The following is a 24,762-nucleotide window of genomic DNA, read 5'->3' on the forward strand; positions in this document are numbered from 1 at the left end:
ATTGAGAACATTCGGGCAACATGCTAGATCGGCGGCGTGGAAGACGCCGTCACTCTGGCCGAAGACGCCGCACGGGCCCCGGTTCGCAAGATCATCCATGTCGACATGGATGCCTTTTACGCGTCGGTCGAGCAGCGCGACGATCCGGCGCTGCGCGGGAAACCCGTCGCGGTCGGCGGATCGTCGCGGCGCGGGGTGGTCGCGGCGGCGAGCTACGAGGCGCGCAAGTTCGGCGTACGCTCCGCGATGCCGAGCGTCACCGCGAAGCGCCAATGCCCCGAGCTCATCTTCGTGCCGCCGCGCTTCGACGTCTATCGCGACATTTCGCACCAGATCCGCGCGATTTTCCGCGATTATGCCGACGAGGTCGAGCCGCTGTCGCTCGACGAGGCCTATCTCGATGTCAGCGCCGACAAGGCGGGACTCGGCAGCGCGACCGCGGCCGCGAAGGCGATCCGCCGCCGCATCCGCAAGGAAACCGGGCTCACCGCCTCCGCCGGAGTCTCGTACAACAAGTTCATCGCCAAGCTGGCGTCGGACCAGAACAAACCCGACGGGCTGACGATCATCCCGCCGGGCAAGGGCGCGGCTTTCGTCCAGACGCTGTCGATCCGCCGCTTCCACGGCATCGGGCCGGTGACCGCCGCGAAGATGGAAGGGCTCGGCGTCTTCTCGGGGGCCGACCTGGCGGCCAGGGACCCGCAGTGGCTCGCGGCGCATTTCGGGAACAGCGCCGAATGGCTGTATAATCTGGCGCGCGGGATCGACCATCGGCGGGTCAAGTCGAACCGGCCGCTGAAGTCGCTGGGCGGCGAACGCACCTTCTTCAACGACCTGATCGGCGACACCGAAATCCGCGAGGCGCTGGCGCATGTCTGCACCGTGGTGTGGGATCGCGCCGCGAAGAAGGGCGCGCGCGGGCGGACGGTGACGCTGAAGCTGCGCTACGCCGACTTCAAGACGATCACGCGCGCCAAATCGGTGCCGGCGCCGATCGCCGACGGCGCGGCGCTGCTCGCCGCGGGCGAAGCGATATTGGCGCCGCTGCTCCCCACCGAACAGGGAATCAGGCTGCTGGGCGTGACGCTGAGCAAGTTCGAGGGGGAAGCGGAAGAAGAGGACGGCGGCGGCGCGGCCCCCGCCGACCTCCTCAGCCTTATCTGACGCGATAGGCGGGGGCGATCGCCTCGACGGGACAGAGGCGGTAGTTGCTCGCCTCCTCATATTCCCATTTGATCCGCCCCGGTCCCAGAGCTTCGACCCCCGAGCCATCCTCGAGCACCCACATTTTTCCGGTCTTGCGGGGCCGCCCGATCGGCTGGACGATGCCCGGTTCGCTGGCGTTGTCGTAGATCATGGCATAACGGCGCCCGTCGTAGAAAAAGACGCCGATGGCGTCGCCGCACAATTCGCCTTCGCGGACATAATGACCCGGCGAAATGCCGAGCACGCCCACCGGCGGCGGCGCGGGTGCCGCGCTGTAGAGGCAGGATTCGAGCGCCTCCCTGAGCGCCTTGCCCGATCCGGCGAGCGAAATCTGTTCGCGCCCCATGGTGCCGAAATCGACCGTGATCGACGGCTGGTCCGCGAGAAAACCGATCACCGCGCTGCTGGCCGGACCGATCCAGACATCGTCCGCCGCATTATAGTCCAGCGTCAGTTGCGGCTGCGCGCCATAGGAGTCGCGAAAGGCCACGGCGGTGCGCGTCCCGCGCGCCTTTGCATTGATCATCGCAAAGAAGGTCGCGCGTCCATTTTCCGCGCAGGTCAGCGCGATCGACTTGACGAAGCCGGAGCCGTTGTAGAGCGCCACCTTGCCCGAAGCGGTCGTCGCGCTGCGCCACGGGGTCGCGGAGGCGGCCGCGGTGCCCGGCGACGACGCCGTCGCCAGCGCGGGGGCGAATCGGCGGACGGCGGCCTGCATCTTGGGCGACAGCGCGGCGAAGTCGCAGCGCACGATGGTGTCGTCCATGACATCGAAGCTCGCACGCGACGGCGCGCCGATGCGGAAAATCGCGCGGTCGCCGCCGAGCGATTTCACCCGGAAATAGCCGAGCCCCCCCGAATCGGGGAACTTCATGTCGGTGAAGCCGTCCTTCAGCGCCGCCGTCTTGACGATCCGCTGCATGTCGCCGTCCGGACCCAGCGTGCCGCCTTCGCCATAATAATAGATGTTCCCCCAATTGGCGCCGTCAAAGGCATTGCCGCTGGTCGCCGTCGCGCAGCGGTCGGTCGACAGGATCCAGAAACCCTTGGCGATCGGCATATTGACCTGCGCCGCGGCGGGCACCGCCATCGCCATCATCGCCGCCACGAGCAGCAGTCGCAAAATTCGCATGAACACCCCTTCCCTCCGCAAATCCCGCGCATGTTGGCCGAATTGCGAAAGAGGATCAAGCCGTTAGCAGATTAACCCGCTGGCGCGAGCACGCGTTCCTTGGTCGCGGTGAAGCGGATGTCGGGATTGCGCTGGGTGATATAGCCGACTTCCCAGCCGTCCTTCGCCATGAACACCGGCGCGCCATCGCGGTCGGTGGCGCTCGCGCCGCGATGTTCGGACTGGAAGGCCTTCAGCTTCGCGGGATCGTCCGACGCGATCCAGCGCGCGGTTTCCCATGGCGATTGTTCGAGTTTCGCCTCAACCTTGTACTCGGCGTCGAGGCGGCTGATCAGCACTTCCAGTTGCAGCTGGCCGACGACACCGACGATCATGTTCGACCCGATCTCGGGATAGAAGACCTGGATGATCCCCTCCTCGGCCATATCGTCGAGCGCCTTGCGGAGCTGCTTGGTCTTGGTGGGATCGACGAGCGCGACGCGGCGCAGCAGTTCGGGGGCGAAATTGGGCAGGCCGGTGATGGTGATATCGGTGCGTTCGGACAAAGTATCGCCAACGCGCAGCGTGCCATGGTTCGGAATGCCGATGATGTCGCCGGGGAAAGCCTCCTCGGCCATTTCGCGGTCCTGCGCGAGGAAGAGCATCGGCCGGCTGATCGCAATCGCCTTGCCCGTGCCGCCCTGCATCAGCCGCATCCCGCGCTCGAATTTGCCCGAGCAGAGCCGCATGAAGGCGATGCGGTCGCGGTGCGCGGGGTTCATGTTCGCCTGCACCTTGAAGACGAAGCCGGTGACGGCATCGTCGGTCGGCTCGACGGGCGCGGGCTCGGCGGGCTGTGGCTGCGGCCCCGGCGCGTGCGCGGCGAGTGCGGCAAGCAGATCGGTGACGCCGAATTCCTTCAGCGCCGACCCGAAATAGACCGGCGTCAGATCGCCGTTCCGATAGGCGGCCGCGTCGAAGGGCGCGTAGCAGGCCGACGCGAGTTCGGTTTCTTCCTTCAGGTGCGCGAGCGCCCCGGCCGACAGTTCGGCGGCCAGCGCGGGATCGTCGAGCCCGGCAACCTCGACGCGGTGCCCCTCATACATGCGCGACGCATCGCCGCCCGGCTTCATGATCGCGGGGTCGACGAGATCGTAGATGCCCTCGAAGGTCCCGCCCATGCCCGCGGGCCAGTTCATCGGGCAGACATCGAGCGCCAGCCGGTCGGCGACCTCGTCGAGCAGTTCGAAGGGCGGCAGGCCCTCGCGGTCGACCTTGTTGACGAAGGTGATGATCGGCACCGAGCGCAAACGGCACACCTCGAACAGCTTCAGCGTCTGCGGCTCGATGCCCTTGGCGGCGTCGATCACCATCACCGCGCTGTCGACCGCGGTCAGCGTGCGATAGGTATCCTCGGAGAAATCCTCGTGCCCCGGCGTGTCGAGCAGGTTGAAGATCAGCCCTTCATGTTCGAAGGTCATCACCGACGAAGTCACCGAAATCCCGCGCTGCTGCTCGATCTTCATCCAGTCGGAGCGCGCGCGCCGCGCGGCCCCGCGCGCCTTGACCTCGCCCGCGATATGGATCGCGCCGTCGGCAACGAGCAATTTCTCGGTCAGCGTCGTCTTGCCCGCGTCGGGGTGCGAGATGATGGCGAAGGTGCGGCGTTCGGGATGCGGAGCGATCATCGCGCGCGCCTAGCAGCGGCGCGGCGGCGTGGGAAGGGGCTCGGCTTTGGCGATTGCCCGCAGCGGCCATCTCTGTCATCTTCGCAAGCCGGAGAGAGATGGAGGCGCCGCATGTCCCTGTTCCCCAGGATTCAAAGCCCCTGCCCCTACAAGGGCAAGCTCAGCGACATCATGGACGGCGATGTCTGCCGCCTCTGCCATCGCGAGGTGCATGACATCAGCGACATGCCGGTGGCGGAACGCCGGGCGCTGGTCGCGGGATGCAGCGGCGAAATCTGCGTCAGCTACAAGGTGTCGGCCAGGTCGGCACTCGCCGCGATGGCGCTGGGCGCGAGCATGGCGACCCCGGCCCATGCCCAGATCGACGAGGTGCTCGCGGTCGACAGCGAGCCCGCCGACGGCTCCTATTGCCTGGAGGATCAATATATCATCGTCGGCGGCCTGAAGAAGCCGGGCGAGGTCGAGTGGCTGACCGCCGACCTCGACAACAAGCTGCCTGATATGCCCGTCATCTATGACGAGGAGCCCGCCGCGACCGCTCCCGAAGACAAAGCGCAACAGGCTTCGATGCCGCGGGGCGACGGGGATCGCGATCCGCCGCCGCTGGTCAGGGATCGGCTAGGCCGCTTCCTGACCTCGGCAATGCCGCGCCAGTCCAGCAGCGCGGCGACCTGATTGGCCTCGACCATCGCTTCGGGTTCGCCGTCGCCGAGGCTGAGCGCGATATGCGTCGCATCGAAGCCGTTCAGCGAGATATCATAGCTTTTCCAATGCCCGTCGGCGAAGGCGATCACCCAGCTGTGCGGCATGAAGGCATTGCTCGCGCCGTGATAGCGTCCGGGCGAAAAGACGAGGCCGTGCACGACGCGGACCGGGATGCCCGCGGCGCGGCCCAGTGCCGCGAGCACCAGCGCGTCCTCGGTGCAGTCGCCGGCGCGGCGCCGCCACGCGGTGCGGGCCGAGACATAACCGTCGAAGTCGATACGCGGCAGGCGCGCCCGCGCCGCGGCGGCGAGCCGCGCCATCACCGCATCGTCGCTTTTCATGCCGCGCCGCGCCTGCGCCGCCTTGTCCCTGAAGGCGGCATCGTCGCTCTGTATCCACTGGCTCGGTCGCGTCCAGCGCCGGCGCTCGTCGTCGGTCGGTACCGGCACCGATCCACAGCCGGCGCAGATATCGACCTGCCAGCCGCCGCCCTCGCGCCGCACGCGCTGTTCGCCGGTTTCGGGCAGATGAATCGCGACGTCTGCCGGAAGGCCGAAGGCATATCGCATCTGCCCGAGCGCGGCGCGCTGCGTCATATGGACACCCGGCCGATATTGTTCGTGCGCGACGATGCGGCCGCGCGAGAGCAGATCCTCTTTCGTCAGCAGGCCATCGTCGCGCCGCCACGACCGCGCGCTGCCGAGGAGCGGCTGGCGCGCCGCGACCAGCCTGCCTTCGGCATAATCGAGCCAGCGAACCGATTGCAGCCGCCCGCCGCGCGACAGCGTCAGGACAAAGCCGTGGTCGGCACCCGTCCGTTTCGCGAGGGCGAGTTGTACCGGGCGGAATCGCAGCAATACGGGATCGAATTCGGCAATCGACCAGCTCCGCTCCGCCACCGGCTCGGTCAGAAACGGGGTCAGCGCCTCGGGATCGCCGATCGGCAACGCGGGCAAGGCGGCGCTGACCGCATGTCGCTCCCCCTCGCCCGCCGCCTGCCCTTTCAGCATCGCGCCCGATCGTTCCAGGTCGACGCTAAGCAGCGCGGCCGTTGGCGCTCCGCCGCCACTGCCAGCGGATCGGCGCGCCGTCGGCATCGGTCGCGATTCGCAAGGTTTCGCTCAACTCGGTCGGACCATGTCCCGAAACCATGTAGGCGGACTCGCTCCGGCGGACGCTCTCCAGGCCGCCGCCCGCGATCGTCGAGGTCTGCTCGCTTTGGCGGCCGATCAACTGCTCGCTGTCGGCGCGCAGGGCGATCGTCACCTCCTCGCGCGGCGCCGGGGGCGCCTCGCCCCGGGCAACCGCCCCGAGGCCGCCAAGCGCCGCAACGCCGAGGGCCAGCCGCCCCGCCATCGCCGCCCCGGCCCTCATCGGTCGTTTGTCATCGCGCAGATCGGCTCCGTCTCCGCATCCTAGGTCGCGGCGGCGGCCATGCGTGTCAAAGGAAATATAACCGAAGCGGCTGGATTCGCGCGGCGAAGGCGCGCAGACTGCCGGCCATGCGCATTTTCCCGACCGCGCGGCGCTCTCGCCGCCCTTCTGACCCCCGCTGTCGTCGCACAGGCCCCCGCTCTCAACGGCGAATATCGGCTCGCCGAAGGTCCCGACGTCGGCGGCGGGCTGGTCGTCGCGCCCGACGGACGATTTCTTTACGTGCTCTATGCCGGGGCGCTTGACGAGCGCGCCGAGGGGCGCTGGGAACGGCAGGGCGAGGCGGTCTGCCTGTTCACCGAGCCGAAGCCCGTGCCGCCCGCTTTCGAGAAGATCGCGCCGGTCGATGTCGAGGGCGCGCGGCCGACGATCCTCGTCACCTGGCCGAGCGGCGAAGGCGTCGGGGGGGTCACCTTCATCATCGGGTTCGACCGCGGCGATCCGATCGAGAATTATACGCAATATGACGGCTGGACGATGCCCGAAGGCGACCGCCGCACGCCGCGCTGGGTCGAGGTGCGCGAGCCGATCTACGATATTGCTGCGCCGCGGTACGAACTGGGTGCCGAGGATGGCGGGCGGCTGCATCTGCGGCTCGTCCCGAACGATATCGGCGTGGTCGATTTCAATGGCGCCTGCGTCGAGGCGAGGGAGGACGGCGCCGTGGTCCTGCGGCGCAAGGAAGGCGAAATGCGATTCGTGCGGTCCGAGACGGAGGCGGGCGACGAATGACGGAAATGCGGGGCCGTCCCCCCAAGCTGCCTCCTCTGTCCGGATGCCCCCAAAGAAGATGCGATTATATCCTTTGCAAACACAAGCGGCCTGTCGGGATCGGGGTGGGGAGCGGACGTTCCGCCATAATCCGTTCCCCGGCGAAGGCCGGGGTCCAGAGCGTAACAACGCAACAGCCGGCGTTCTACTGCCCTGGACCCCGGCCTTCGCCGGGGATCAGGTCGGGTATGTCCGCAACCGCCCGAAAGCGTCCATTCCGTCCCGCGTTCGCAAAAGACATCATCGCCAAAGAAAATGCCGCCGCGTTTAGGGGCGCGGCGGCATCTGGCGCCCGCGGGCGCCCTTTGGTTCCGTCAAATCAGGGGCAGCGCAGATCGCGCACCGGGGCGCTGGCGTCGCGCGTCTTCCAGCTGCCGTCGGGCGCCTTGTATTTCTCGCCCGGCTTGGTCTTGGCGATCAGGTTGCAGCCGGTGACGAAGGCGAATTGTTCGACCGTGCTGCCCGCCGGGGCGCCCTTGGTATAGGCATCCTTGCGCTTGATATTGATGTCGTCGACGATCGCGCGCACCGCGGGCGTCGGGGTCGAGGCATAGCCGAGATAGCCGTCGGGCTGCTCGCCGACCTGCCCCGCCGCGCGGGCGGCCTCATAGGCGGGATCGCGCTGCGCCATCGCCGAGGGCACCAGCAGCGCGACCGCGGCGGTCGCGGCCACGGCGGCCATCGCAATTCCGGTCGGTTTCCACATCTTCATCATCATTTTCATTCCCTGTCAGAATATCGAGCTATTCTGTTCGATCAGCTTCTTGGCATCGCCATCAAGCCGGTACACGATTTCCTGCTTGATGTTGATATTGAGGTTGATCTCGATCGGTTTGTCCGGCGTTTCGATCTGCACGCAGCCCGTCAGGGCCGCCGCGCCGATCGTCATCGCAAGACCGCGACCGATCACGGCCCGCCTCCTCGCTTCATGTCTTGTCGTCTTCATTGCACGGGCTCGCTTGCTGAAGGCTGAACGATGGTATTTGCCGCCGCGGCTTCGGCGTCCTGCTGCGCCTGCATCAGCGCGGGCAGATTCTGTTCGATATAGACGGTGGGATCATAAAAGCCCTTGGCCGATGTGATCAACTGGCGGAACGGCGCCTGGATCTTGATGTTGAAGACGAAGGGGAGTTTCGCGACCTGGCGCGTGATGAAATTCTGCGTCGCGCCCTCGCCCTGACCGATGCCGCCGAAGCGGATGTCGGTGACCATCTCGCCGTCGAGGTCGCCGTTGAGGACGATCGTCAGGTCGTCATATTTGAGGCTGCGCAGCGCACCGAAGGCGAAATTGGCCATGGCGCCGAGGTCGTGGTTGGTGAGTTCGCCGACGTAGGCGAGCGTGCCGCCGCCGTCGCGCGCATCGATGCGGCCGCCGACGATGCGGCCGCCGAGGCCGTCGAACTCGACCGGCAGGGTACCGTCGAACTTGCCGCTGGCGTTGATATTCTCGAAGCCGAAATTCTGCAGGAACACCGCGGCATCGACCCCGACGAGGTCGAAGGTCGAGCTGGCGCGGCTGGTCGGCATTGAAGTCGAGCGTCGTCGGGTGGAGCTCGAGCTTGCCGCCCGCGAAGGGCCAGCTGCCGCCCTGGATACGCACGCGGTTGTCGCCGAGCAGCTGATATTCGATCTCGCCGTCGAGCACCGGAATGCCGGGGTTGACCTCGGCGAGGCTGACCTTCTGGCCCGGCGCCGAGCGCAGCCCGATCAGGTCATCGAAGGTCAGCGTCGTCGTCGCTCCCGCGACGGGGCCGAAGGCGGCCGCCAGATCGGTGTTCGCGGTCGCAAAGGTGCCGCGGCTCGTCACCCCGTCGGGCGACCAGTCGATGCGCCCGTCGCCGACCACCGAACCCCGCACATTGGCGATCACGCCGAGCGCGAGGCGGGTCAACTGGTCGGGCTGGAACGTCTCGCCGAAGCGGAGTTCGGGGACCTTGAGGTCGGCGTGGCCGGTCCCGCTGCCGAGGTCGTGCGCGATCGCCGTGTCGAGGACATGCGTACCGCTTCGCCGTTCGCCAAAGGCCGCCGTCGCCTCGATCCGGCCATCGACAAGGCGCAGCGACGCATTGGTGCTGACCAGCGGGAAGAAGCGCGCTTCAGGCTCGGCGTCGGTCAACAGCAGCGACCCGTCGAGCGCCAGCACACCGGATGCAAAGGTCCAGCGCCCGTCGATCCCGCTCATCTCCAGCGGCACCGCGCCGATCTTGCCCGCCGCGTCGGCCAGTTGGCCCGCAAAGCCCCTGGGCGCCGGGGCACCGGTGATCCGATCGGCGCTGAACCGCGTGATGCTCTCGCTCTGCCCCAGCCGCACATCGGCGCGCGCCAGCGACCAGCGCATCGTTGCAAGGTCGATATCCCCGGCGCCCGAAGCGAAGGCGAAGGGGGAGGAACCGCTCGTGCCGCGAAGCGCGATGCCGGGAATGCGGATCTGCCCGCTGAGGCCTCCCGGCCCCGCGGCGAGCAGCGGCTGTCCGGCGCGGCTGCACAGGTCGATCGCCGGCCCGGCCAGCCGGAAGCCGCCAACCTCGATCCGCTGGGCCGCGACGCGGCGGCATCCGCCGTCGAGCGCCAGCGCCCCGGTCGGCGCCAGCGCACCACTCACCGGCACGCGCAACCGCTCGACGCGCCCGCCCGCGAGCGGCCCCGTCAGCTCGGCGACGGTGTCGAAGCGCAGCGGTCCGCCGAGCCGCGCCCGAAAAGCGCACCGGCTGCAGCGCCAGTTGCGACCCTTCGGCGGCATAGGGTTCGATCCGCGCAAGGCCGGTCAGCGCCCCGTCGGCGCGGCGCTCGATATCGAGCGTGGCTTCGGGCAACCCGCCGCCACCGAACGCCCATCGCCCCTGAATCACGACGCCGGGCCGGGCCGCGCCGAAGGCGTAACCGATGCGGCTCCCGCCGGTCCCCGACAGCCGCGCGCCGCTCTCGCTGACCAGATCGGGAGCAATCAGGTCGATCCGCGCCGCCTGCCCCTCGCCCGCCAGCGCGAAGCCGGTCTTGCCAGATATGTCGCCTAGCATCCGCGCGACGGCGCCGGTCGCCCTGGCCGCCAGGGGACCGATAGGACTGCCGTCCAGCCCCTTCGCGCTCGCCGCGATCCGTTGCCTCAACCCGGCGCTCGCCGCGGCGCCCGCGAAGCTGAGCGTCCCCGTCAGAGCGGGCGCCGCCGTCCCGACCGCACCCGTGGCATCGAGATCGACGCGGTTTGCCGCGAAATCCGGGCCGGCGAGCCGCACCGCTTCGCCATCGAAAGTCAGCGCGGTCTTGCCGGCATCGCCCTTGAACCCCGCGAGCAACGCCACCCGCCCGGCGCGCACCGGCCCCACCGCCAGCGACGCCAGCACCGCGTCGGCCTTGCCATCCCAGTTCGTCAGTTGCTCCCCCAGCGTCACGTCGAGCGCGACTTGCGGCGAGGCGGCGACCACGCCCGCGTCGGCACAACGCAATTCCTTCCCCCGCAGCGCGCCCTGCAACCGCGGCTTCAGGTTCCGCACCGTCACGGGCCCATAAAAGCTGATCGCGTGCCCCGCACATCCGGCTGCGGTCAGGGTAAGCGCCACCATCGCCAGCGTTCCGGAAAAATTGCGCTGCAAATGCCCGCGTCCGTTCAGCGCCGCGCCGATATTGCCCCATGGCGTCTCGACCCGCGCCCGCGCGTCGGTCAGCACCGCCGACAGGTCGGGCAAGGCGAAGGGATCGGTGCTTGCCGGATCGCGGAACTTGTCGAGCGCGCCGAGCGACAGCCGGCCGTCGACGAACCGCCCATGGAGCCGCACGCCGTCGGCGCTGACCGACGATATATAGGGGCCGCGCAATCCGTAACCGAGCGAGATCTCGACCACGCGCGCCGTGAGGTCGGGCCGCTTCGGATCGCCGATGACGACGTTCGATATCCGCTCGGTCCGGAACCCGATGCTTTCGATCGTGTAGCTTGCGGGAACGCCGTAGGATTCAAGCTGCTCGCGCACGAATTTGTCCGCGATCGGCTCACGCGCCAGCCACAGCACGCCGACAAGCACGATCAGCGCACCGCCCGTCAGCCAGCGTTTCTTGATGCGGCGGCGGCGCTTGACCGGCGTTTCGGAGTCGGCGGGGTCGGTCATGGCGCTTGTGTTCGATCCTCGTGCGCCCCGGCGGGTCCGCCCTTTGCCGTCAGATAACGCCGAAATGGCGCAATTGGCTGCAAAAGACAGAAGGTTGCCATAGACGCCAAACCTTATGGCCGTTGAGTGCGCCTCACAAGCTGCTATTCCCCGGCCGATGGGGGATGAACCGGATCATAAGGGCCATCGCGCCCGGCTGCGCGCGCGGCTGCTCGACAGCGGCGGCGACGCGCTCGCCGATTACGAGCTGGTCGAATATCTGCTCGCGCTCGCGATCCCGCGCCGCGACACCAAGCCGCTCGCCAAGGCGCTGCTGCGCGAATTCGGCTCGCTGGCGAAGCTGATCGGCGCCGAGCCGGAGGCCTTGCGCCGCATCGACGGCCTCGGCGACGGGGCTATTGCGGCGCTCAAGATCGTGCAGGCGGCCAATCTGCGGATGCTGAAGGGCGAAATCGCCGGCCGGTCCCTGCTGTCGAGTTGGGACGCATTGCTCGACTATCTGCGCGCCGACATGGGAGCGCTCGACATCGAGCGCGTCCGCGTCCTCTATCTCAACAGCCGCAACATGCTGCTGCGCGACGAAATCGCCAGCGAGGGGTCGGTCGACCAGTCGGCGATCTACGCTCGCGAGGTCATCAAGCGCGCGCTCGAACTCGGTGCCGCTGCGATTATCCTCGTCCACAACCACCCCAGCGGTATCCCCGAACCCAGCCGTCAGGACATCGCGATCACGCGCGAGATCGCCGCCGCGGCGGCCAAGCTGGGCATCCAGCTCCACGACCATATCATCGTCGGCGACGGCGATTATCGCAGTATGCGCGGGATGGGGCTGATTTAAGGGACCGCTGCGCCGCGGCGGGATGCCCTGTCTGGAGCGGATGGCAAGCGTTGCTCCCAGCCGCCGCGCCAGTGAATGTGGAGACCGCTACCGGTCTCTTCGGGAGCCGATGGCGGCGCCCACCTTCGCGCCGCCGCAGCCTCGCATTTCGTCCAGATGCCCCTCCTCCCGTCCCCCCTTGCACTGGCCGCTCAAATCGGTCACAACTTTACGTGAACGTAAAGGTAAAGCCCGACGTCACCCCGCGAGAGGAGTTCTTCCCCATGACGACCCCGACCTATGAGACGATCAAGCTCGACATCGCCGACCATGTCGCGACGATCACGCTGAACCGCCCCGAACGCCTCAACTCGATGCCGCCCGCGATGGCCGACGAGATTCGCGATGCGCTCGATCACCTGCCCCTCCTCGGGGCGCGCGCGCTGCTCATTACCGGCGAGGGGCGCGGCTTCTGCTCGGGGGCCGACCTTGGCGGCGACCGCGCGGCATCGGCGGTCGGGGGCGGCGCAAACAGCCGCAAGGCGCTGCGCACCAGCTACAACCCGATGCTGCTGGCGCTCGCCAATCTCGACATTCCCGTCGTCACCGCGGTGAACGGCCCCGCGGCGGGCATCGGCTGCAGCCTCGGGCTGTCGGGCGACTTCACCTTCGTCGGCAAATCGGGCTATTTCCTCCAGGCCTTCGTCAACATCGGGCTCGTTCCCGACGGCGGCTCGTCGTGGCTGCTGCCACGCCTCGTCGGCCTGCCGCGCGCGGCGCAGATGATGATGCTCGGCGAAAAGATCGGCGGCGAACAGGCGGCCGAATGGGGGCTGGTCTACAAGTGCGTCGAGGACGCCGACCTGCTGACCGAGGCCCGCGCGCTCGCGACGCGCCTTGCGAACGGCCCGACGGTGTCGCTGGGCACGATGCGCCAGATTCTGCGCGCCGGCCTGTCGCAAAGCTATGCCGAAACGCTCGACGCCGAGGCGAAGGGCCAGTTCGTCGCCGGCAACAGCGAGGATGCGGTCGAGGGCGTGCTGGCGTTCCAGGAAAAGCGCAAGACGGCGTTCAAGGGGAAGTAAGCAAAAAGCCCCTCCCCTTCAGGAGTGTCAGGTAAACCGTCCGGGGGACGGTTTACCTGACACTGGGTTGGGGTGGGGGCCCGAAACCTTGTGCGAGGCCGCTGCCCCCCACCCGCTGCGACTAACGAACAAGTTCGTAAGTCTCGCTGCCCTCCCCTGAAGGAGAGGGCTTTCCATCTGTCGCCCTACTCCGCCGCTTCCTCGACCATCGCCTTCTTGTAGATGCTCGTGCGCGGATAGGAGCAGAGGCGCATCACCATCGGCTCGAAGAACTCCAGCGGCTCGCTGTCATAGTCGGGGTCGAACAGCCGGCGCGTCATATTTCTCGCAGAATTCCGCGCAGGCCGCGTAATGAGGATGATCCCTGAACTGGTCGCGCATGTCGCGGTCGAGGCCCAGATAGTGGAAGAAATAATGGCCCTGGAAAATCCCGTGATGCTGGACGATCCACAGATTCTCCTCTGACAGAAAGGGTTTCAGGATCGCCGCCGCGACGTCGGGATGATTGAACGCGCCGAGCGTATCGCCGATATCGTGGAGCAGCGCCATCACGACATATTCCTCGTCGCGGCCGTCACGGTGGGCCCGCGTCGCAGTCTGCAGGCAATGTTCGAGGCGGTCGACCGGAAAACCCCCGTAATCGCCGCCGAGCAGTTTCAGATGGTCGAGGATGCGTTTGCCGTTCTGCGGCGCGAACGCCTTCTGCTCGCGCGCGATGATATCCCAATCTTCCTGCGTCCCGTCGATCATCGAACGGAAGGACGCGTGATCGTGCGTCATATCGGTCATGGCAGCCTCTCCTCTGGTTGGAGAGAGCCTAAATTATTCGTTCCAATTTGCAACGTTATAGCTGTGCAGCTCATCGCCGGTCAGGCACTGGCGCGGCGCGGCCGCCGGCAAAGCCGCGTCGCGATCGAGCGTCCCGGTCAGCAACCGCCGCGAAACGCCCATGCGGATCAGATAGCCGGAAACAGCCAGGCTCTGCCGCGCGACATCGGCCTCGCTCGTCGATCCCCCCGGCGGATCATAAAAATGTCCAAGGTCGAACACCGCCGACGGATCGACCGATCGGACATGCCCGCTGAGGAACAGCAGGGCGCATGCGCCGGTGCATTCGGCTCCGGCGGGAACATGCGTCACGAAGCCGCCGATCGACCGGATGATCGCTCCGGCCTCCATCGCGCTGGTCCCGTCGCCACCCGCCGAATTGAAGTGGACGGCCCCGATATCGGGATGCTCGGCAAGCATGGCCTTGAGCCGCACCGGCAGATCGCGGTCGATTTTACCTTCGATCAACAGCGTCTCGCCACGCCCTTCGCGCTGTATGCTCAGGCGCGCCTCGGGAAGATCCCAACCGGCGCGTGCCGGTTCGCACTTGCCGCCCGGCGCGCCCGGCGTCGCGGCAAGGAGCGGTAGCGCCAGCAATGGCGCGAGCAGAAGACGCCTACCCGTCATCATTGTTCGCGACATTATAGGCTTTCACCTCCTTCTGCGTCAGGCAGCGGCGGGTCGACTTGTCGTCATCGGTCGCGATGGCCTTCTGGCGGTACATGACGTCGGTCAGCAATTTCCGCGACACGCCCATCCGGATCAGGAAGTCATTGTCCTCGCTGGCCAGCAGGGCGGCATCCTGTTCGATGTCGCCGATCAGGTCGCGCGTCGCGTCGGTGCCCATCGCGACGCTCATGTCGATCGCACTGCGGTCGCCCGTGCGGGTGAACATATGGACGATAAAAAGGCCGCCGGGATCGACGAGGCGCGGCTGGCCGCCCATGAAGACGAAATTGCACGCGCTGAAACAGGCCCATCCGCTGGGAATGCGCGTGATGATCCCCAGGTTGGAGCGCACGACCCGCCCGGCCGCATTCCCCGCCCGCGCGTCGCCGCCGGGCGAGCGCAGCCAGATTTCCTCGACATCGGGATTCGCCGCCAGCGCCTTGGTCAGGCGGTCGGGAAGCCCGGCGTCGATACGCCCTTCGGCCAGAAGAACCTTCATGCCGCCACGCACGACAGGCGTCAGCGTCATCGTCGGATTCGCCGACCAGTTCGGATTGAGCGGGCACGTCGGGTTCGCCGGGTCCATCGGCGTCGCCGCCGTCAGGGACATCAAAGCGGCGAGCGCGGCGATCGGCCGCACGACCTTAGGCAGCCGCAATGACATAACGCGGCTCACCCGGCCCCTTGCACATGCGTTTCGACACGCGCGTTTCCTCGCCCTCGACGATCACGACGTCGGTCACGTTCATGCACTTGCGGCCGCCGCTCTCGGTATTGATCGACGCCACCGTCGATGATCCGCTGACATTTTCGCGCGTCTCGCTGGTCCAGCTCTCGGTCGCCCCCACTTCCTCGCCGCGCGTGACGGCTTCGGTCGCCGCCGCGGCCTGCACCTGTTCGCCCGGATCGAGGCGGCAGGCGATCGCGTCGGTCAGCGTGCCGCTCACCGCCGAAATCGGCACATAGGAATATACGCCGGCCTTGCTCGCCGCGCTGCCGACCGCGCTGCGGATCACCCCGCCCAAAATGGCGCGCCCAGCGCCGCTTCCCTTCTTGCCCTTGGGACAGCCGCCATTGTCATTGTCGCTGGAACTCGGCGCCGGACTTGGCGTCACCTTGCTCAGCAATCCACCAAACTGCGCCTCGGCTTAGCGCTACCACCAGCAGGCATGCGGCCAGAGCCGTCGGCTGCCGCCAACAAAATCTTCCGCATTATTTTGCTCCACGCATGCACACCCGGACCGGGCAATATGCGATCCCCATAGCGCCCCTTCATGCCACCGGCAGTGATTTTCATCAACTCCCGCCGCAATGTCACCTAGACAGGTTGAATTAAGGGTGAATATGCATCACTAGCGATATCATGCTGTCGCAAAAGACCCGCTATACGATCCGCGCCTTTCAGCATCTTGCCGACCATTGGGGCAAGGGCCAGGTGCAGCTTGCGGATATTGCGGAGGCACAGAATATCCCGCCCAAATTCCTGACCGTGATCCTGTCCGAAATGGCGCGCGAGGGCCTGCTCATCTCGCAGCGCGGACGCGACGGCGGCTATCAGCTCGCGCTGCCGCCGATCGACATCAGCTATGGCGACCTCGTCCGGCTGACGCGCGGCTCGCTGGCGCTTGTCCCCTGCGCGGCGCGCAACGCGCACGAGCATTGCAAGAATTGCCTGCCCGAGGCCGATTGCCGGATGCGCAGCCTGATGCTGAAGGTCCGTGACGACACGGCGGCGATCCTCGACCGCATCAGCCTCGCCGACCCGATCGAGATGCAGCCCCTGTTCGAAAAGGAAGAGGCGGCGGAATAAGCCGCTGCGGCGCGCAACAAAAAAGGCCCGCGCAAGCGGGCCTTTTTGTCTGAAATGGTGGAGCCTAGCGGGATCGAACCGCTGACCTCCTGCATGCCATGCAGGCGCTCTCCCAGCTGAGCTAAGGCCCCGTGCCATTTCGATATGATCGCAATCGGGTGTCTGCGATCGGGTGGCCGCCTTTAGCAGCGCGGACGACCGATGCAAGGGGCCAATTGGCCCTTTGCGCAAAAAATCAGGTTTCGACGTCCTCGTCGTCGCCGGTCGCGACGCCCAGATCGTCGTCGCCGCCGAGATCGACGTCATTGTCGGGCGAGATCGCTGTCGTCGTCGACATCGACGTCCAGATCCAGATCGTCATCGGCCTCCGGCTCCTTGACGACCTTGCCGGGCTTTTCGACTTCCTCGAACGGCATCGGCTGCTTCGATTTCAGCACCGATTCCGGGATCCAGGCATAGCCGCAATTGATGCAGCTGACCGGGTCATCCTTGGTCAGATCATAGAATCGGGTGGCACATTTCGGGCAGCTACGCTTCGTGCCCCATTCAGCCTTCACCATAAACGCCTCATAACCTTTTGGAAACAGGATAAAATATCGGAAAGAGAGACAGCAACTGGATGGCCGTCCGTCAAATCGGCGTGCGCCTTGCCAGATTGCAACGCCGCTGTCAAAAGCCGCACGCCATGACCGATCAAAGTCCCAGCCCGCGCAGCTTTTCCGCCGCCGCTCCGCTCCAAGGTAGGATCGCGATCCCCGGGGACAAGAGCATCTCGCACCGCGCGCTGATGCTGTCGGCGCTGGCGGTCGGGACAAGCCGCGTCACCGGGCTGCTCGAAGGCCATGACGTGCTCGCCACCGCGGCGGCGATGCGCGCGATGGGGGCCGGCATCGAACGGCGCGACGGCGGCGAGTGGGTGATCGACGGCGTCGGGGTCGGCGGACTGCTGCAACCCCGCGCCGCGCTCGACATGGGCAACAGCGGCACCTCGACCCGCCTGCTGATGGGGCTCGTCGCCAGCCATCCGATCACCGCCACGTTCGTCGGCGACGCCAGCCTGTCGGGGCGCCCGATGGGCCGCGTCATCGACCCGCTGTCGGCGATGGGCGCCGATATAACGGCCTCGCCCGGAGGGCGGCTGCCGCTGATGGTGCGCGGCCTCGCGCCCGCCATCCCCCTGTCCTACCGCCTGCCCGTCGCCTCGGCGCAGGTGAAGAGCGCCGTGCTGCTCGCGGGGCTCAACACGCCGGGCATCACCGAGGTGATCGAGCCGGTGCCGACGCGCGACCACAGCGAGCGGATGCTGAAAGGCTTCGGCGCCGACCTGAGCGTCGAAGCGGACGCCGGCGGCACCCGCCATATCCGCATCCGGGGCGAAGCCGAACTCGCGCCGCAAACGATCGTCGTTCCCGGCGACCCCTCGTCGGCCGCCTTCTTCATCGTCGCGGCGCTGATCGTGCCGGGATCGGAGGTCACCATCGCCAATGTCGGCCTCAACCCGACGCGCGCGGGGCTGGTCGAGGTGCTGAAGGCGATGGGCGGCGACATCGAGCTTATCGACGCCCGCACTGTCGGCGGCGAACCGGTCGCCGACCTGCGCGTGCGCCACAGCGCGCTGAAGGGCATCGACGTCGATCCGGCCGTCGCGCCGAGCATGATCGACGAATTTCCGATCCTCTTCGTCGCCGCTGCGCTCGCCGAGGGGCGCACGACGACGACCGGGCTCGACGAGCTGCGCGTCAAGGAAAGCGACCGCCTGGCGGTGATGGCGACCGGCCTGAAGGCGATCGGTGCGCGCGTCGCGGAGAGCGAGGACGGGCTCGTCATCGACGGCACCGGCGGCAACCTGCTGCCCGGCGGCGCGGGCATAGCCGACCATCTCGACCACCGCATCTGCATGAGCTTCGCCATCGCGGGCCTCGCCAGCAAGGCGCCGGTGACGATCGACGACATGGCGCCGGTGGCGACGAGCTTTCCGGGTTTCGAGGCTTTGCTCGAAAGTCTCCGGCGATGACGGCCTATGTCTCCGCGACCGCCGCAACGGTCATCGGCCTGTTCGGCAGCGCCATTTTCCTCGGCGCCTTCGTTTATGCCAATGCGGCGCGGACCATGGATCCGCTGCTGTTCAACGCGCTCAACCTGGTCGGCGCGATCTGCCTGCTCGTATCGCTGTCGGTCCATTTCAATCTCGCCGCCTTCGTCCTCGAAGCCTGTTGGGCGCTGATCGCGATCTGGGGCCTCGCCCGCGCGCTGCGCCGCCGGAACGCCGCGCCATGATCATCGCCGTCGACGGCCCCACCGCCTCGGGCAAGGGAACCATCGCCAAGGCGCTCGCCGACCGTTTCGGGCTGCCGATGCTCGACACCGGGCTGCTCTACCGCGCGGTCGGCTACCAGACGCAGCTCAACCATGGCGACGCCGACAAGGCCGACGACGCGCTGGCCGCCTGCAGCTTCCCCGACAGCCTGCTCGACGACCCGGCGCTGCGCTACGAGACCACCGGCGGCCTCGCGAGCCGCGTGTCGATCCACCCCGCAGTGCGCGCGGCGCTGTTTCAGCGCCAGGTCGATTTTGCGGGCCAGCCCGGTGGCGCGGTCCTCGACGGACGCGACATCGGCACCGTGATCGCCCCGCACGCCGATGCGAAGCTGTTCGTCACCGCGACCGCTGCCGAACGGGCGCATCGCCGCCATGCCGAAATGCGCGCGCGCGGCGTCGACGTGACCTATGAAGCCGTGCTCGCCGATATCCATGCCCGCGATGCCCGCGACACCGGCCGCGCCGAAGCGCCCTTGCTCCGCGCCGACGACGCGATGCTGCTCGACACGACGGCGATGGACCGCGAGGCCGCGATCGCCGCCGCCATCGCCTTCGTCGAGGGAAAGGTCAGGCGACCCAGTTGATCTCGGGCAGCGTCTCCGGCGCCGGGGCCGCCGGCGCCGCGTGATAGACGCTGGTTTCGCCCACGCCCTTCAGCATCTCGACATGCTGCGGACCGAATTCGCCGCGATTCTTCGCGCGCAGCCAGGTGCTTTCCGAGATGGCGATGCCGCCCACCGGCGCCGTGCCCTCCAGCCGCGCCGCCATGTTCACCGTCTCGCCCCAATAGTCATAGGCCATGCGCGTCGCGCCGATCACCCCGCCGACGACGGGGCCGCTGTGGATGCCGACGCGCAGCCCGACCTCGGTTCCCGCCACCGCCTTCAGTTCGCTCACGCCCGCCAGCACCGCGCGCGCAAAGGCGATCGCGGTGTCGGCGCTGTTGCCGCTGGTGATGTTGCCGCCGGCGATCGCCAGATAGGCGTCGCCGATCGTCTTGACCTTCTCCACCCCATGTTCGGCGGCACAGCGGTCGGCGTGGTTGAAGAAGGCGTTGAGCAGTTCGACCAGATGGCCCGGCGACACGCGCTGCGCGAGCTTGGTGAAACCGACCATGTCGATGAAGATCACGCTCGCGTCGGCATAGCTGTCGGCGACCATCCGCCCGTCGCGGATCCGCTCGACCGCCGCGGGCGGCAGCATGTTGTAGACCAACTCCTCGCTTTTCGCGCGCTCGGCCTCGAGCGCCTCCGACAGGGCGAAGGCGCCGCGGCTCGACCGGTCGATCGCGAAATTGATCGCGATCATCACCAGCGCGCCGCTGACATAGCTGAGGATCGCATACCAGAAGCCGGCGCCATGGTCCTGCAGCGGCATCACCGTGGCGAGAAACACGCTGCATTCGAGCGCGACCCACAGCAGGAACAGCCGCGGCCGCCCCGCGAGCGCCACCGCCGCGAAGGCGCTGATCGCCAGCCGGTTGATCGCGCCGACCGCATGCAGGTCGTCGTCGAGTTCGATGAGTTCTTCGGTCAGGATCACGTTGACCAGCCCGACGAGCAGCGAAATGCCCAGCAAAGCCGCGAAATCGAGCGCGGGCTGCTCGATATAGCGCGGCCAGAAGGTCACCGCGACATAGGCCCCCGCCAGCAGCAGTGTCGCGCCGAGCAGCACCGCGATATGCGCCGAATCGCGCGCCTGGAGGAACACCGGATTGGCGATCGAATAGGCGAGCGCGACCAGCATGAAGAGCACGCCATAGATGCGGACGAAAGGCAGCCGCAGCGTGCGCGCAGTTTCCTGGAAACGCGCCTCGACCGCCGGATCGGCGAACCTGCCGTGCTGCGCCGCCTGCATGGAGACCCCTCTCGATTGCCGAGGGTAGCATAGAATCGAGGTCTTACGATGAAGTTTATCGGAAAAGCCCCCATTGCCGCGGCCCGCACGGCAGCGGTGCGGGCTCGACCTTTCGCCTTGCCAATCGGGGCTTTCGCACCTATATGCCCGCCGTCCGACGGGCGTTTTCGCCGGTCGAGGCACGGACAACCGCCGCTCATAGGAGAGCGTCGGGCGTGGCGGGGCATCCTCGTCGCGCCCTTTTTGCTTTGTCCGTACCTCGCCGATGAGCGTGTGAAGGATGCCGCGTCCGCATCCGGCGGGCATGGCAGTTCGGCCACAAGACCAGCGGATCCAACCGCTTGGCCGGAAACAAACGAAGTAAGGAAGAACATCCATGGCCTCTACGGCATTCCCGACGCGCGACGATTTCGCCGCGTTGCTCGATGAATCGCTGGGCGGCGCCGACGGCGGCTTTGAGGGCCGCGTCGTCAAGGGCACCGTGACCGCGATCGAAAACGACCTGGCAGTGATCGACATCGGCCTGAAGAGCGAAGGCCGCGTGCCGCTTCGCGAATTCGCGATGCCGGGCCAGAAGGCCGACCTCAACGTCGGCGACGAAGTCGAAGTCTATGTCGACCGCGTCGAAAACGCCAATGGCGAAACCATGCTGTCCCGCGACCGCGCCCGCCGCGAAGCCGCCTGGGACCGCCTCGAAGAAGAATTCAACAAGGAAGCCCGCGTCGAAGGCGTCATCTTCGGCCGCGTCAAGGGCGGCTTCACCGTCGACCTCGGCGGCGCCGTGGCGTTCCTTCCGGGTTCGCAGGTCGATATCCGCCCGGTGCGCGACGTCGGCCCGCTCATGGACCTGCCCCAGCCCTTCCAGATCCTCAAGATGGATCGCCGCCGCGGCAACATCGTCGTGTCGCGCCGCGCCATCCTCGAGGAAACGCGCGCCGAACAGCGCTCGGGCCTGATCCTCAACCTCGAGGAAGGCCAGATCATCGAAGGCGCGGTCAAGAACATCACCGACTATGGTGCGTTCGTCGACCTCGGCGGCATCGACGGCCTGCTCCATGTCACCGACATGAGCTACAAGCGCGTCAACCACCCGAGCGAAGTCATCAACATCGGTGACACCGTCCGCGTCCAGATCATCCGCATCAACCGCGACACGCAGCGCATCAGCCTCGGCATGAAGCAGCTCGAAAGCGATCCCTGGGAAGGCGTCGCCGCCAAGTACCCGGTCGGTGCGAAGCTGTCGGGCGTCGTCACGAACATCACCGATTATGGCGCGTTCGTCGAGCTCGAACCCGGCATCGAAGGCCTGGTCCATGTCAGCGAAATGTCGTGGGTCAAGAAGAACGTCCACCCCGGCAAGATCGTTTCGACCAGCCAGGAAGTCGACGTCATCGTCCTCGAAGTCGACAGCGACAAGCGCCGCATCTCGCTCGGCCTCAAACAGGCCCAGTCGAACCCCTGGGGTGCCTTTGCGGAGGCCCACCCGGTCGGTTCGGTCGTCGAGGGCGAAGTCAAGAACGCCACCGAATTCGGCCTGTTCGTCGGCCTGCCCGGCGACGTCGACGGCATGGTCCACATGTCGGATATCGCCTGGGGCATCTCGGGCGAGGAAGCGCTGCACCTCCACCGCAAGGGCGAGGCCGTGCAGGTCGTCGTTCTCGACGTCGATGTCGAGAAGGAACGCATCAGCCTCGGCATCAAGCAGCTTGAAAAGGGCGCCCCGGCCGTCGGCGGCGGCACCGCAGCCGCTGCGGGTTCGGTGAAGAAGAACGACGTCGTCACCGTCACCGTCCTCGAAGTCCGCGACAACGGCCTCGAAGTGCAGGCCGGCGAAGATGGCGCCACCGGCTTCATCAAGCGCGCCGACCTCGGTCGCGACCGCGACGAACAGCGCGCCGAACGCTATCAGGTCGGCCAGAAGTTCGACGCGATGGTCATCGGCTTCGACCGTTCGAAAAAGCCCAGCTTCTCGGTCAAGGCGATGCAGATCGCCGAAGAGAAGGAAGCCGTCGCGCAGTACGGCTCGTCGGACTCGGGTGCGTCGCTCGGCGACATCCTCGGCGAAGCGCTGAAGGCCGGCAAGAAGGGCTGATCGGGCCCGTCCTTTCCGAAATGAGACAGAAGGCCCGCCGGATGCGTCCGGCGGGCCTTTTGATCTCGGCGATATATTTTGCGCCCCTGTTGATTCATGTTAGTCTCACGCCCGCGTTGGGAGGGGTCTCACGCACGGAGCTTAAGCAACGACCGGTAGCCAGCATCGCAAAGATGCGCGTCAACGATAGGGGAAGCTATGATCCGGTCAGAACTGGTTCAAAAGATCGCTAGTGAAAACAGCGACCTACGCCTCGAAGAGGTGGAAAGGATCGTCGATGTTTTCTTCGATTCCATTGTGGACCAGTTGGCGTCCGGGGGCCGCGTCGAGCTGCGCGGTTTCGGCGCCTTCTCGACCCGCAGCCGCGAGTCGCGGACCGGGCGCAACCCGCGCACCGGCGCGGCGGTCGATGTGCAGGCGAAAAGCGTGCCTTATTTCAAACCGGGCAAGGAGATGCGCGAGCGGCTCAACAACTGACGCCGCCGCGTCGCTACCGGCTCAATTCTTGAGCCGGTAGCCGGTCCGGAACACCCAGAAGATCACGCCGAGGCACAGCGTCAGGAAGAGCGCAACCGCGCCCATGCTGACCCCGATGCCGACGTCGCCCTGCCCGAAGAAGGTCCAGCGGAACCCGCTGATCAGATAGACCACGGGGTTGAACAGGGTGATCGTCCGCCACGCCGCGGGCAGCATGTCGAGCGAGTAGAAGGCACCGCCCAAAAAGGTCAGCGGATAGACGACGAGCAGCGGGATCACCTGCAATTGCTCGAAACTCTGCGCCCACACGCCGATGATGAAGCCGAACAGGCAGAAGGTCACCGCCATCAATATCATGAACGCGGCCATCCAGATCGGATGCGCGACCTGCACGTCGACGAACAGATGCGCGGTGGCAAAGATGATCGCGCCGATGATCACCGACTTGGTCGCGGCGGCGCCGACATAGGCGATCACCGTTTCGAGCGGCGACAGCGGCGCCGACAGCATCTCGTAGATCGTGCCCGTCCATTTGGGCATATAGATGCCGAAACTCGCATTGCTGATGCTCTCGGTGAACATCGTCAGCATCATCAGTCCCGGCACGATGAACGCGCCATAGGGCACGTTGCCGACCTCGCTCATCCGGCTGCCGATCGCCGAACCGAAGACGACGAAATAGAGCGCGGTGGTGATCACCGGCAGCATCAGGCTGGTCCACACGGTGCGCCCGAAGCGCGCCAGTTCGAACAGATAGATCGCGCGCACGCCGCGCCAGTTCGCGGTCATGCGGCCTCTCCCTTCACGCCATTCGATTCATGAACCAGCCCGACGAAAATATCCTCGAGCGAGCTTTGCCGCGTGTGCAGATCCTTGAACTGGACCCCTATGTCGGTCATCCGCCGCAGCAGCGAGGGTACCCCGGTCGCCTCGGCGCGGCTGTCGAATTCATAGACGAGTTCGTTCCCCTCGCCCGCCAGCTCCAGCTTCCACTGCGCCAGTTCGGCGGGGATCGCCGCCAGCGGCTCGACGAGGTTGAGCGTCAGCGTCTTGCGCCCCAGCTTCTTGATCAGTTCGTCCTTCCGCTCGACCAGGATCAGCCGCCCGCCGGTGATCACTCCGACGCGGTCGGCCATTTCCTCGGCCTCCTCGATATAATGGGTGGTCAGGATGATCGTCACCCCGCGTTCGCGCAGCGAGCGCACCATGTTCCACATATCGCGGCGCAGTTCGACGTCGACCCCCGCGGTCGGCTCGTCGAGGAACAATATTTCGGGCTCGTGCGACAGCGCCTTGGCGATCATCACGCGGCGCTTCATCCCGCCCGACAATTCCATGATCTTCGAATCGCGCTTGTCCCACAGCGTCAGGTCGCGCAGCAGCTGCTCGATATAGCGGGGGTCACGCTTCTTGCCGAACAGCCCGCGCGAAAAGCTGACCGTCGCCATCACCGTCTCGAACGCGTCGGTGTGCAATTCCTGCGGCACGAGCCCGATCAGCGAACGCGCGGCCCGATAGTCGCGCGCATGGTCGTGCCCCGCGACGGTCACCGTGCCCGCACTGGGGGTGACGATGCCGCAAACGATGCTGATGAGCGTGGTCTTGCCCGCGCCGTTCGGCCCGAGCAGCGCGAAAATCTCGCCCTTGTTGATGGTGAGGTCGACCGACGACAGCGCGGTGTGGCCGCCCTTGTAGGTCTTGCCGAGCCCGGCGATGGTGAGGACAGCTTCCATTGCTGCCCCTCTAGCGGCTCCGCCCCGGCCGGTGAAGCGGCAAACAGCGCTTGACCTCAC

General features: G+C 66.7%; 24 protein-coding genes, 1 tRNA gene and 3 pseudogenes. 10 read left to right on the forward strand and 18 right to left on the reverse strand.

Annotated features, from left to right (window positions below):
• Positions 1-105 precede the first annotated feature (105 nt).
• On the forward strand, positions 106-1,164 hold the full coding sequence (dinB, locus tag N0A20_RS09075; protein WP_409574782.1) for a DNA polymerase IV: 1,059 nt from the start codon (positions 106-108) through the stop codon (positions 1,162-1,164).
• On the opposite strand, the gene N0A20_RS09080 is transcribed toward dinB, so the two are convergent.
• The 4 genes from N0A20_RS09080 to N0A20_RS09095 form a co-directional block, all read right to left on the reverse strand.
• Positions 1,157-2,338, reverse strand: coding sequence for a hypothetical protein (locus N0A20_RS09080; RefSeq protein ID WP_260583591.1), 1,182 nt, complete (start codon positions 2,336-2,338; stop codon positions 1,157-1,159). The two genes, dinB and N0A20_RS09080, sit on opposite strands and share 8 nt — an antisense overlap.
• A gap of 71 nt (positions 2,339-2,409) precedes the next feature.
• A complete protein-coding gene (locus tag N0A20_RS09085; protein WP_260583593.1) occupies positions 2,410-4,005 on the reverse strand; it encodes a peptide chain release factor 3 in 1,596 nt (531 codons plus the stop codon).
• 512 nt (positions 4,006-4,517) lie between these two features.
• Positions 4,518-5,720, reverse strand: a complete 1,203-nt coding sequence (locus N0A20_RS09090; protein ID WP_260583595.1) for a transglutaminase-like domain-containing protein — start codon at positions 5,718-5,720, stop codon at positions 4,518-4,520.
• Between the two features lie 25 nt (positions 5,721-5,745).
• Entirely contained in the window at positions 5,746-6,066 is a 321-nt protein-coding gene (locus tag N0A20_RS09095; RefSeq protein ID WP_260583597.1) for a hypothetical protein, read from the reverse strand.
• A gap of 78 nt (positions 6,067-6,144) precedes the next feature.
• Between N0A20_RS09095 and N0A20_RS09100 the strand changes: the two genes are divergently transcribed.
• Entirely contained in the window at positions 6,145-6,876 is a 732-nt protein-coding gene (locus N0A20_RS09100) for a hypothetical protein (RefSeq protein WP_260583598.1), read from the forward strand.
• A gap of 358 nt (positions 6,877-7,234) precedes the next feature.
• Here N0A20_RS09100 and N0A20_RS09105 read toward each other — a convergent pair whose 3' ends face one another.
• The 5 genes and pseudogenes from N0A20_RS09105 to N0A20_RS09125 form a co-directional block, all read right to left on the reverse strand.
• Complete coding sequence (locus N0A20_RS09105) at positions 7,235-7,633, reverse strand: YdbL family protein (protein ID WP_260583599.1); 399 nt, start codon at positions 7,631-7,633, stop codon at positions 7,235-7,237.
• Positions 7,634-7,645: 12 nt separating this feature from the next.
• Positions 7,646-7,825, reverse strand: a complete 180-nt coding sequence (locus N0A20_RS09110) for a YnbE family lipoprotein (RefSeq protein ID WP_409574755.1) — start codon at positions 7,823-7,825, stop codon at positions 7,646-7,648.
• A 32-nt stretch (positions 7,826-7,857) separates the two neighbouring features.
• Entirely contained in the window at positions 7,858-8,442 is a 585-nt protein-coding gene (locus N0A20_RS09115) for a YdbH domain-containing protein (RefSeq protein WP_260583600.1), read from the reverse strand.
• 34 nt (positions 8,443-8,476) lie between these two features.
• Positions 8,477-9,097, reverse strand: a pseudogene (locus N0A20_RS09120) (hypothetical protein); the annotation flags it as partial.
• Positions 9,012-11,015, reverse strand: coding sequence for a hypothetical protein (locus tag N0A20_RS09125; protein ID WP_260583601.1), 2,004 nt, complete (start codon positions 11,013-11,015; stop codon positions 9,012-9,014). The gene N0A20_RS09125 and the pseudogene N0A20_RS09120, both read right to left, overlap by 86 nt.
• Positions 11,016-11,172: 157 nt before the next feature.
• Here N0A20_RS09125 and radC point away from each other — a divergent pair, with 157 nt between their 5' ends.
• Both radC and N0A20_RS09135 read left to right on the forward strand, forming a co-directional pair.
• Positions 11,173-11,853, forward strand: a complete 681-nt coding sequence (radC, locus tag N0A20_RS09130; protein ID WP_260583602.1) for a RadC family protein — start codon at positions 11,173-11,175, stop codon at positions 11,851-11,853.
• Positions 11,854-12,116: 263 nt separating this feature from the next.
• Positions 12,117-12,917: an enoyl-CoA hydratase-related protein gene (locus N0A20_RS09135; RefSeq protein ID WP_260583604.1), complete on the forward strand. Its 801-nt coding sequence runs from the start codon at positions 12,117-12,119 to the stop codon at positions 12,915-12,917.
• A gap of 185 nt (positions 12,918-13,102) precedes the next feature.
• Here the strand turns inward: N0A20_RS09135 and N0A20_RS09140 are convergent.
• From N0A20_RS09140 to N0A20_RS09155, 4 genes and pseudogenes are all read right to left on the reverse strand, one after another.
• Positions 13,103-13,706 (reverse strand): annotated as a pseudogene (locus N0A20_RS09140) (HD domain-containing protein).
• A gap of 33 nt (positions 13,707-13,739) precedes the next feature.
• The gene (locus tag N0A20_RS09145; RefSeq protein ID WP_260583605.1) at positions 13,740-14,375 is read right to left on the reverse strand and encodes a hypothetical protein; all 636 of its coding nucleotides are present in this window, start codon (positions 14,373-14,375) and stop codon (positions 13,740-13,742) included.
• Positions 14,362-15,024, reverse strand: coding sequence for a hypothetical protein (locus N0A20_RS09150; protein WP_260583607.1), 663 nt, complete (start codon positions 15,022-15,024; stop codon positions 14,362-14,364). The genes N0A20_RS09145 and N0A20_RS09150 overlap by 14 nt, the downstream gene beginning before the upstream one ends.
• Positions 15,025-15,058: 34 nt before the next feature.
• A complete protein-coding gene (locus N0A20_RS09155; RefSeq protein WP_260583608.1) occupies positions 15,059-15,529 on the reverse strand; it encodes a hypothetical protein in 471 nt (156 codons plus the stop codon).
• Positions 15,530-15,777: 248 nt separating this feature from the next.
• On the opposite strand from N0A20_RS09155, the gene N0A20_RS09160 reads away from it, so the two are divergent.
• The gene (locus N0A20_RS09160; RefSeq protein WP_260583609.1) at positions 15,778-16,224 is read left to right on the forward strand and encodes an RrF2 family transcriptional regulator; all 447 of its coding nucleotides are present in this window, start codon (positions 15,778-15,780) and stop codon (positions 16,222-16,224) included.
• A gap of 55 nt (positions 16,225-16,279) precedes the next feature.
• Here the strand turns inward: N0A20_RS09160 and N0A20_RS09165 are convergent.
• Together N0A20_RS09165 and N0A20_RS09170 are read right to left on the reverse strand one after the other, a co-directional pair.
• Positions 16,280-16,355 (reverse strand) — tRNA-Ala (locus tag N0A20_RS09165).
• A 104-nt stretch (positions 16,356-16,459) separates the two neighbouring features.
• Positions 16,460-16,784: pseudogene (locus N0A20_RS09170) on the reverse strand (TIGR02300 family protein).
• Positions 16,785-16,909: 125 nt separating this feature from the next.
• Here N0A20_RS09170 and aroA point away from each other — a divergent pair.
• From aroA to N0A20_RS09185, 3 genes are read left to right on the forward strand one after another with little or no spacing between them, the layout of a single operon-like run.
• A complete protein-coding gene (gene aroA / locus N0A20_RS09175) occupies positions 16,910-18,238 on the forward strand; it encodes a 3-phosphoshikimate 1-carboxyvinyltransferase (protein WP_260583610.1) in 1,329 nt (442 codons plus the stop codon).
• Positions 18,235-18,501, forward strand: coding sequence for a CBU_0592 family membrane protein (locus tag N0A20_RS09180; RefSeq protein WP_260583612.1), 267 nt, complete (start codon positions 18,235-18,237; stop codon positions 18,499-18,501). Before aroA ends, N0A20_RS09180 begins: the two co-directional genes overlap by 4 nt.
• Positions 18,498-19,127 (forward strand): d(CMP) kinase, encoded by a 630-nt coding sequence (locus N0A20_RS09185; protein WP_260583613.1) that lies wholly within the window; start codon positions 18,498-18,500, stop codon positions 19,125-19,127. Before N0A20_RS09180 ends, N0A20_RS09185 begins: the two co-directional genes overlap by 4 nt.
• Here the strand turns inward: N0A20_RS09185 and N0A20_RS09190 are convergent.
• Positions 19,111-20,400: an adenylate/guanylate cyclase domain-containing protein gene (locus tag N0A20_RS09190; protein WP_260583615.1), complete on the reverse strand. Its 1,290-nt coding sequence runs from the start codon at positions 20,398-20,400 to the stop codon at positions 19,111-19,113. The two genes, N0A20_RS09185 and N0A20_RS09190, sit on opposite strands and share 17 nt — an antisense overlap.
• 376 nt (positions 20,401-20,776) lie before the next feature.
• Here N0A20_RS09190 and rpsA point away from each other — a divergent pair, with 376 nt between their 5' ends.
• Both rpsA and N0A20_RS09200 read left to right on the forward strand, forming a co-directional pair.
• Positions 20,777-22,492 (forward strand): 30S ribosomal protein S1, encoded by a 1,716-nt coding sequence (gene rpsA, locus N0A20_RS09195; protein WP_260583616.1) that lies wholly within the window; start codon positions 20,777-20,779, stop codon positions 22,490-22,492.
• Between the two features lie 198 nt (positions 22,493-22,690).
• Positions 22,691-22,969: an integration host factor subunit beta gene (locus N0A20_RS09200; RefSeq protein WP_260583617.1), complete on the forward strand. Its 279-nt coding sequence runs from the start codon at positions 22,691-22,693 to the stop codon at positions 22,967-22,969.
• A gap of 21 nt (positions 22,970-22,990) precedes the next feature.
• Here N0A20_RS09200 and N0A20_RS09205 read toward each other — a convergent pair whose 3' ends face one another.
• Both N0A20_RS09205 and N0A20_RS09210 read right to left on the reverse strand, forming a co-directional pair.
• Positions 22,991-23,758 (reverse strand): ABC transporter permease, encoded by a 768-nt coding sequence (locus N0A20_RS09205; protein WP_260583618.1) that lies wholly within the window; start codon positions 23,756-23,758, stop codon positions 22,991-22,993.
• Positions 23,755-24,702 carry an ABC transporter ATP-binding protein gene (locus N0A20_RS09210; RefSeq protein ID WP_260583619.1) on the reverse strand — a complete coding sequence of 316 codons (948 nt, stop codon included), beginning with the start codon at positions 24,700-24,702 and terminating at the stop codon, positions 23,755-23,757. The genes N0A20_RS09205 and N0A20_RS09210 overlap by 4 nt, the downstream gene beginning before the upstream one ends.
• Positions 24,703-24,762 lie beyond the last annotated feature (60 nt).

Origin of the sequence: Sphingopyxis sp. PET50, assembly GCF_025244705.1 — a bacterium.
Classification (GTDB): domain Bacteria; phylum Pseudomonadota; class Alphaproteobacteria; order Sphingomonadales; family Sphingomonadaceae; genus Sphingopyxis.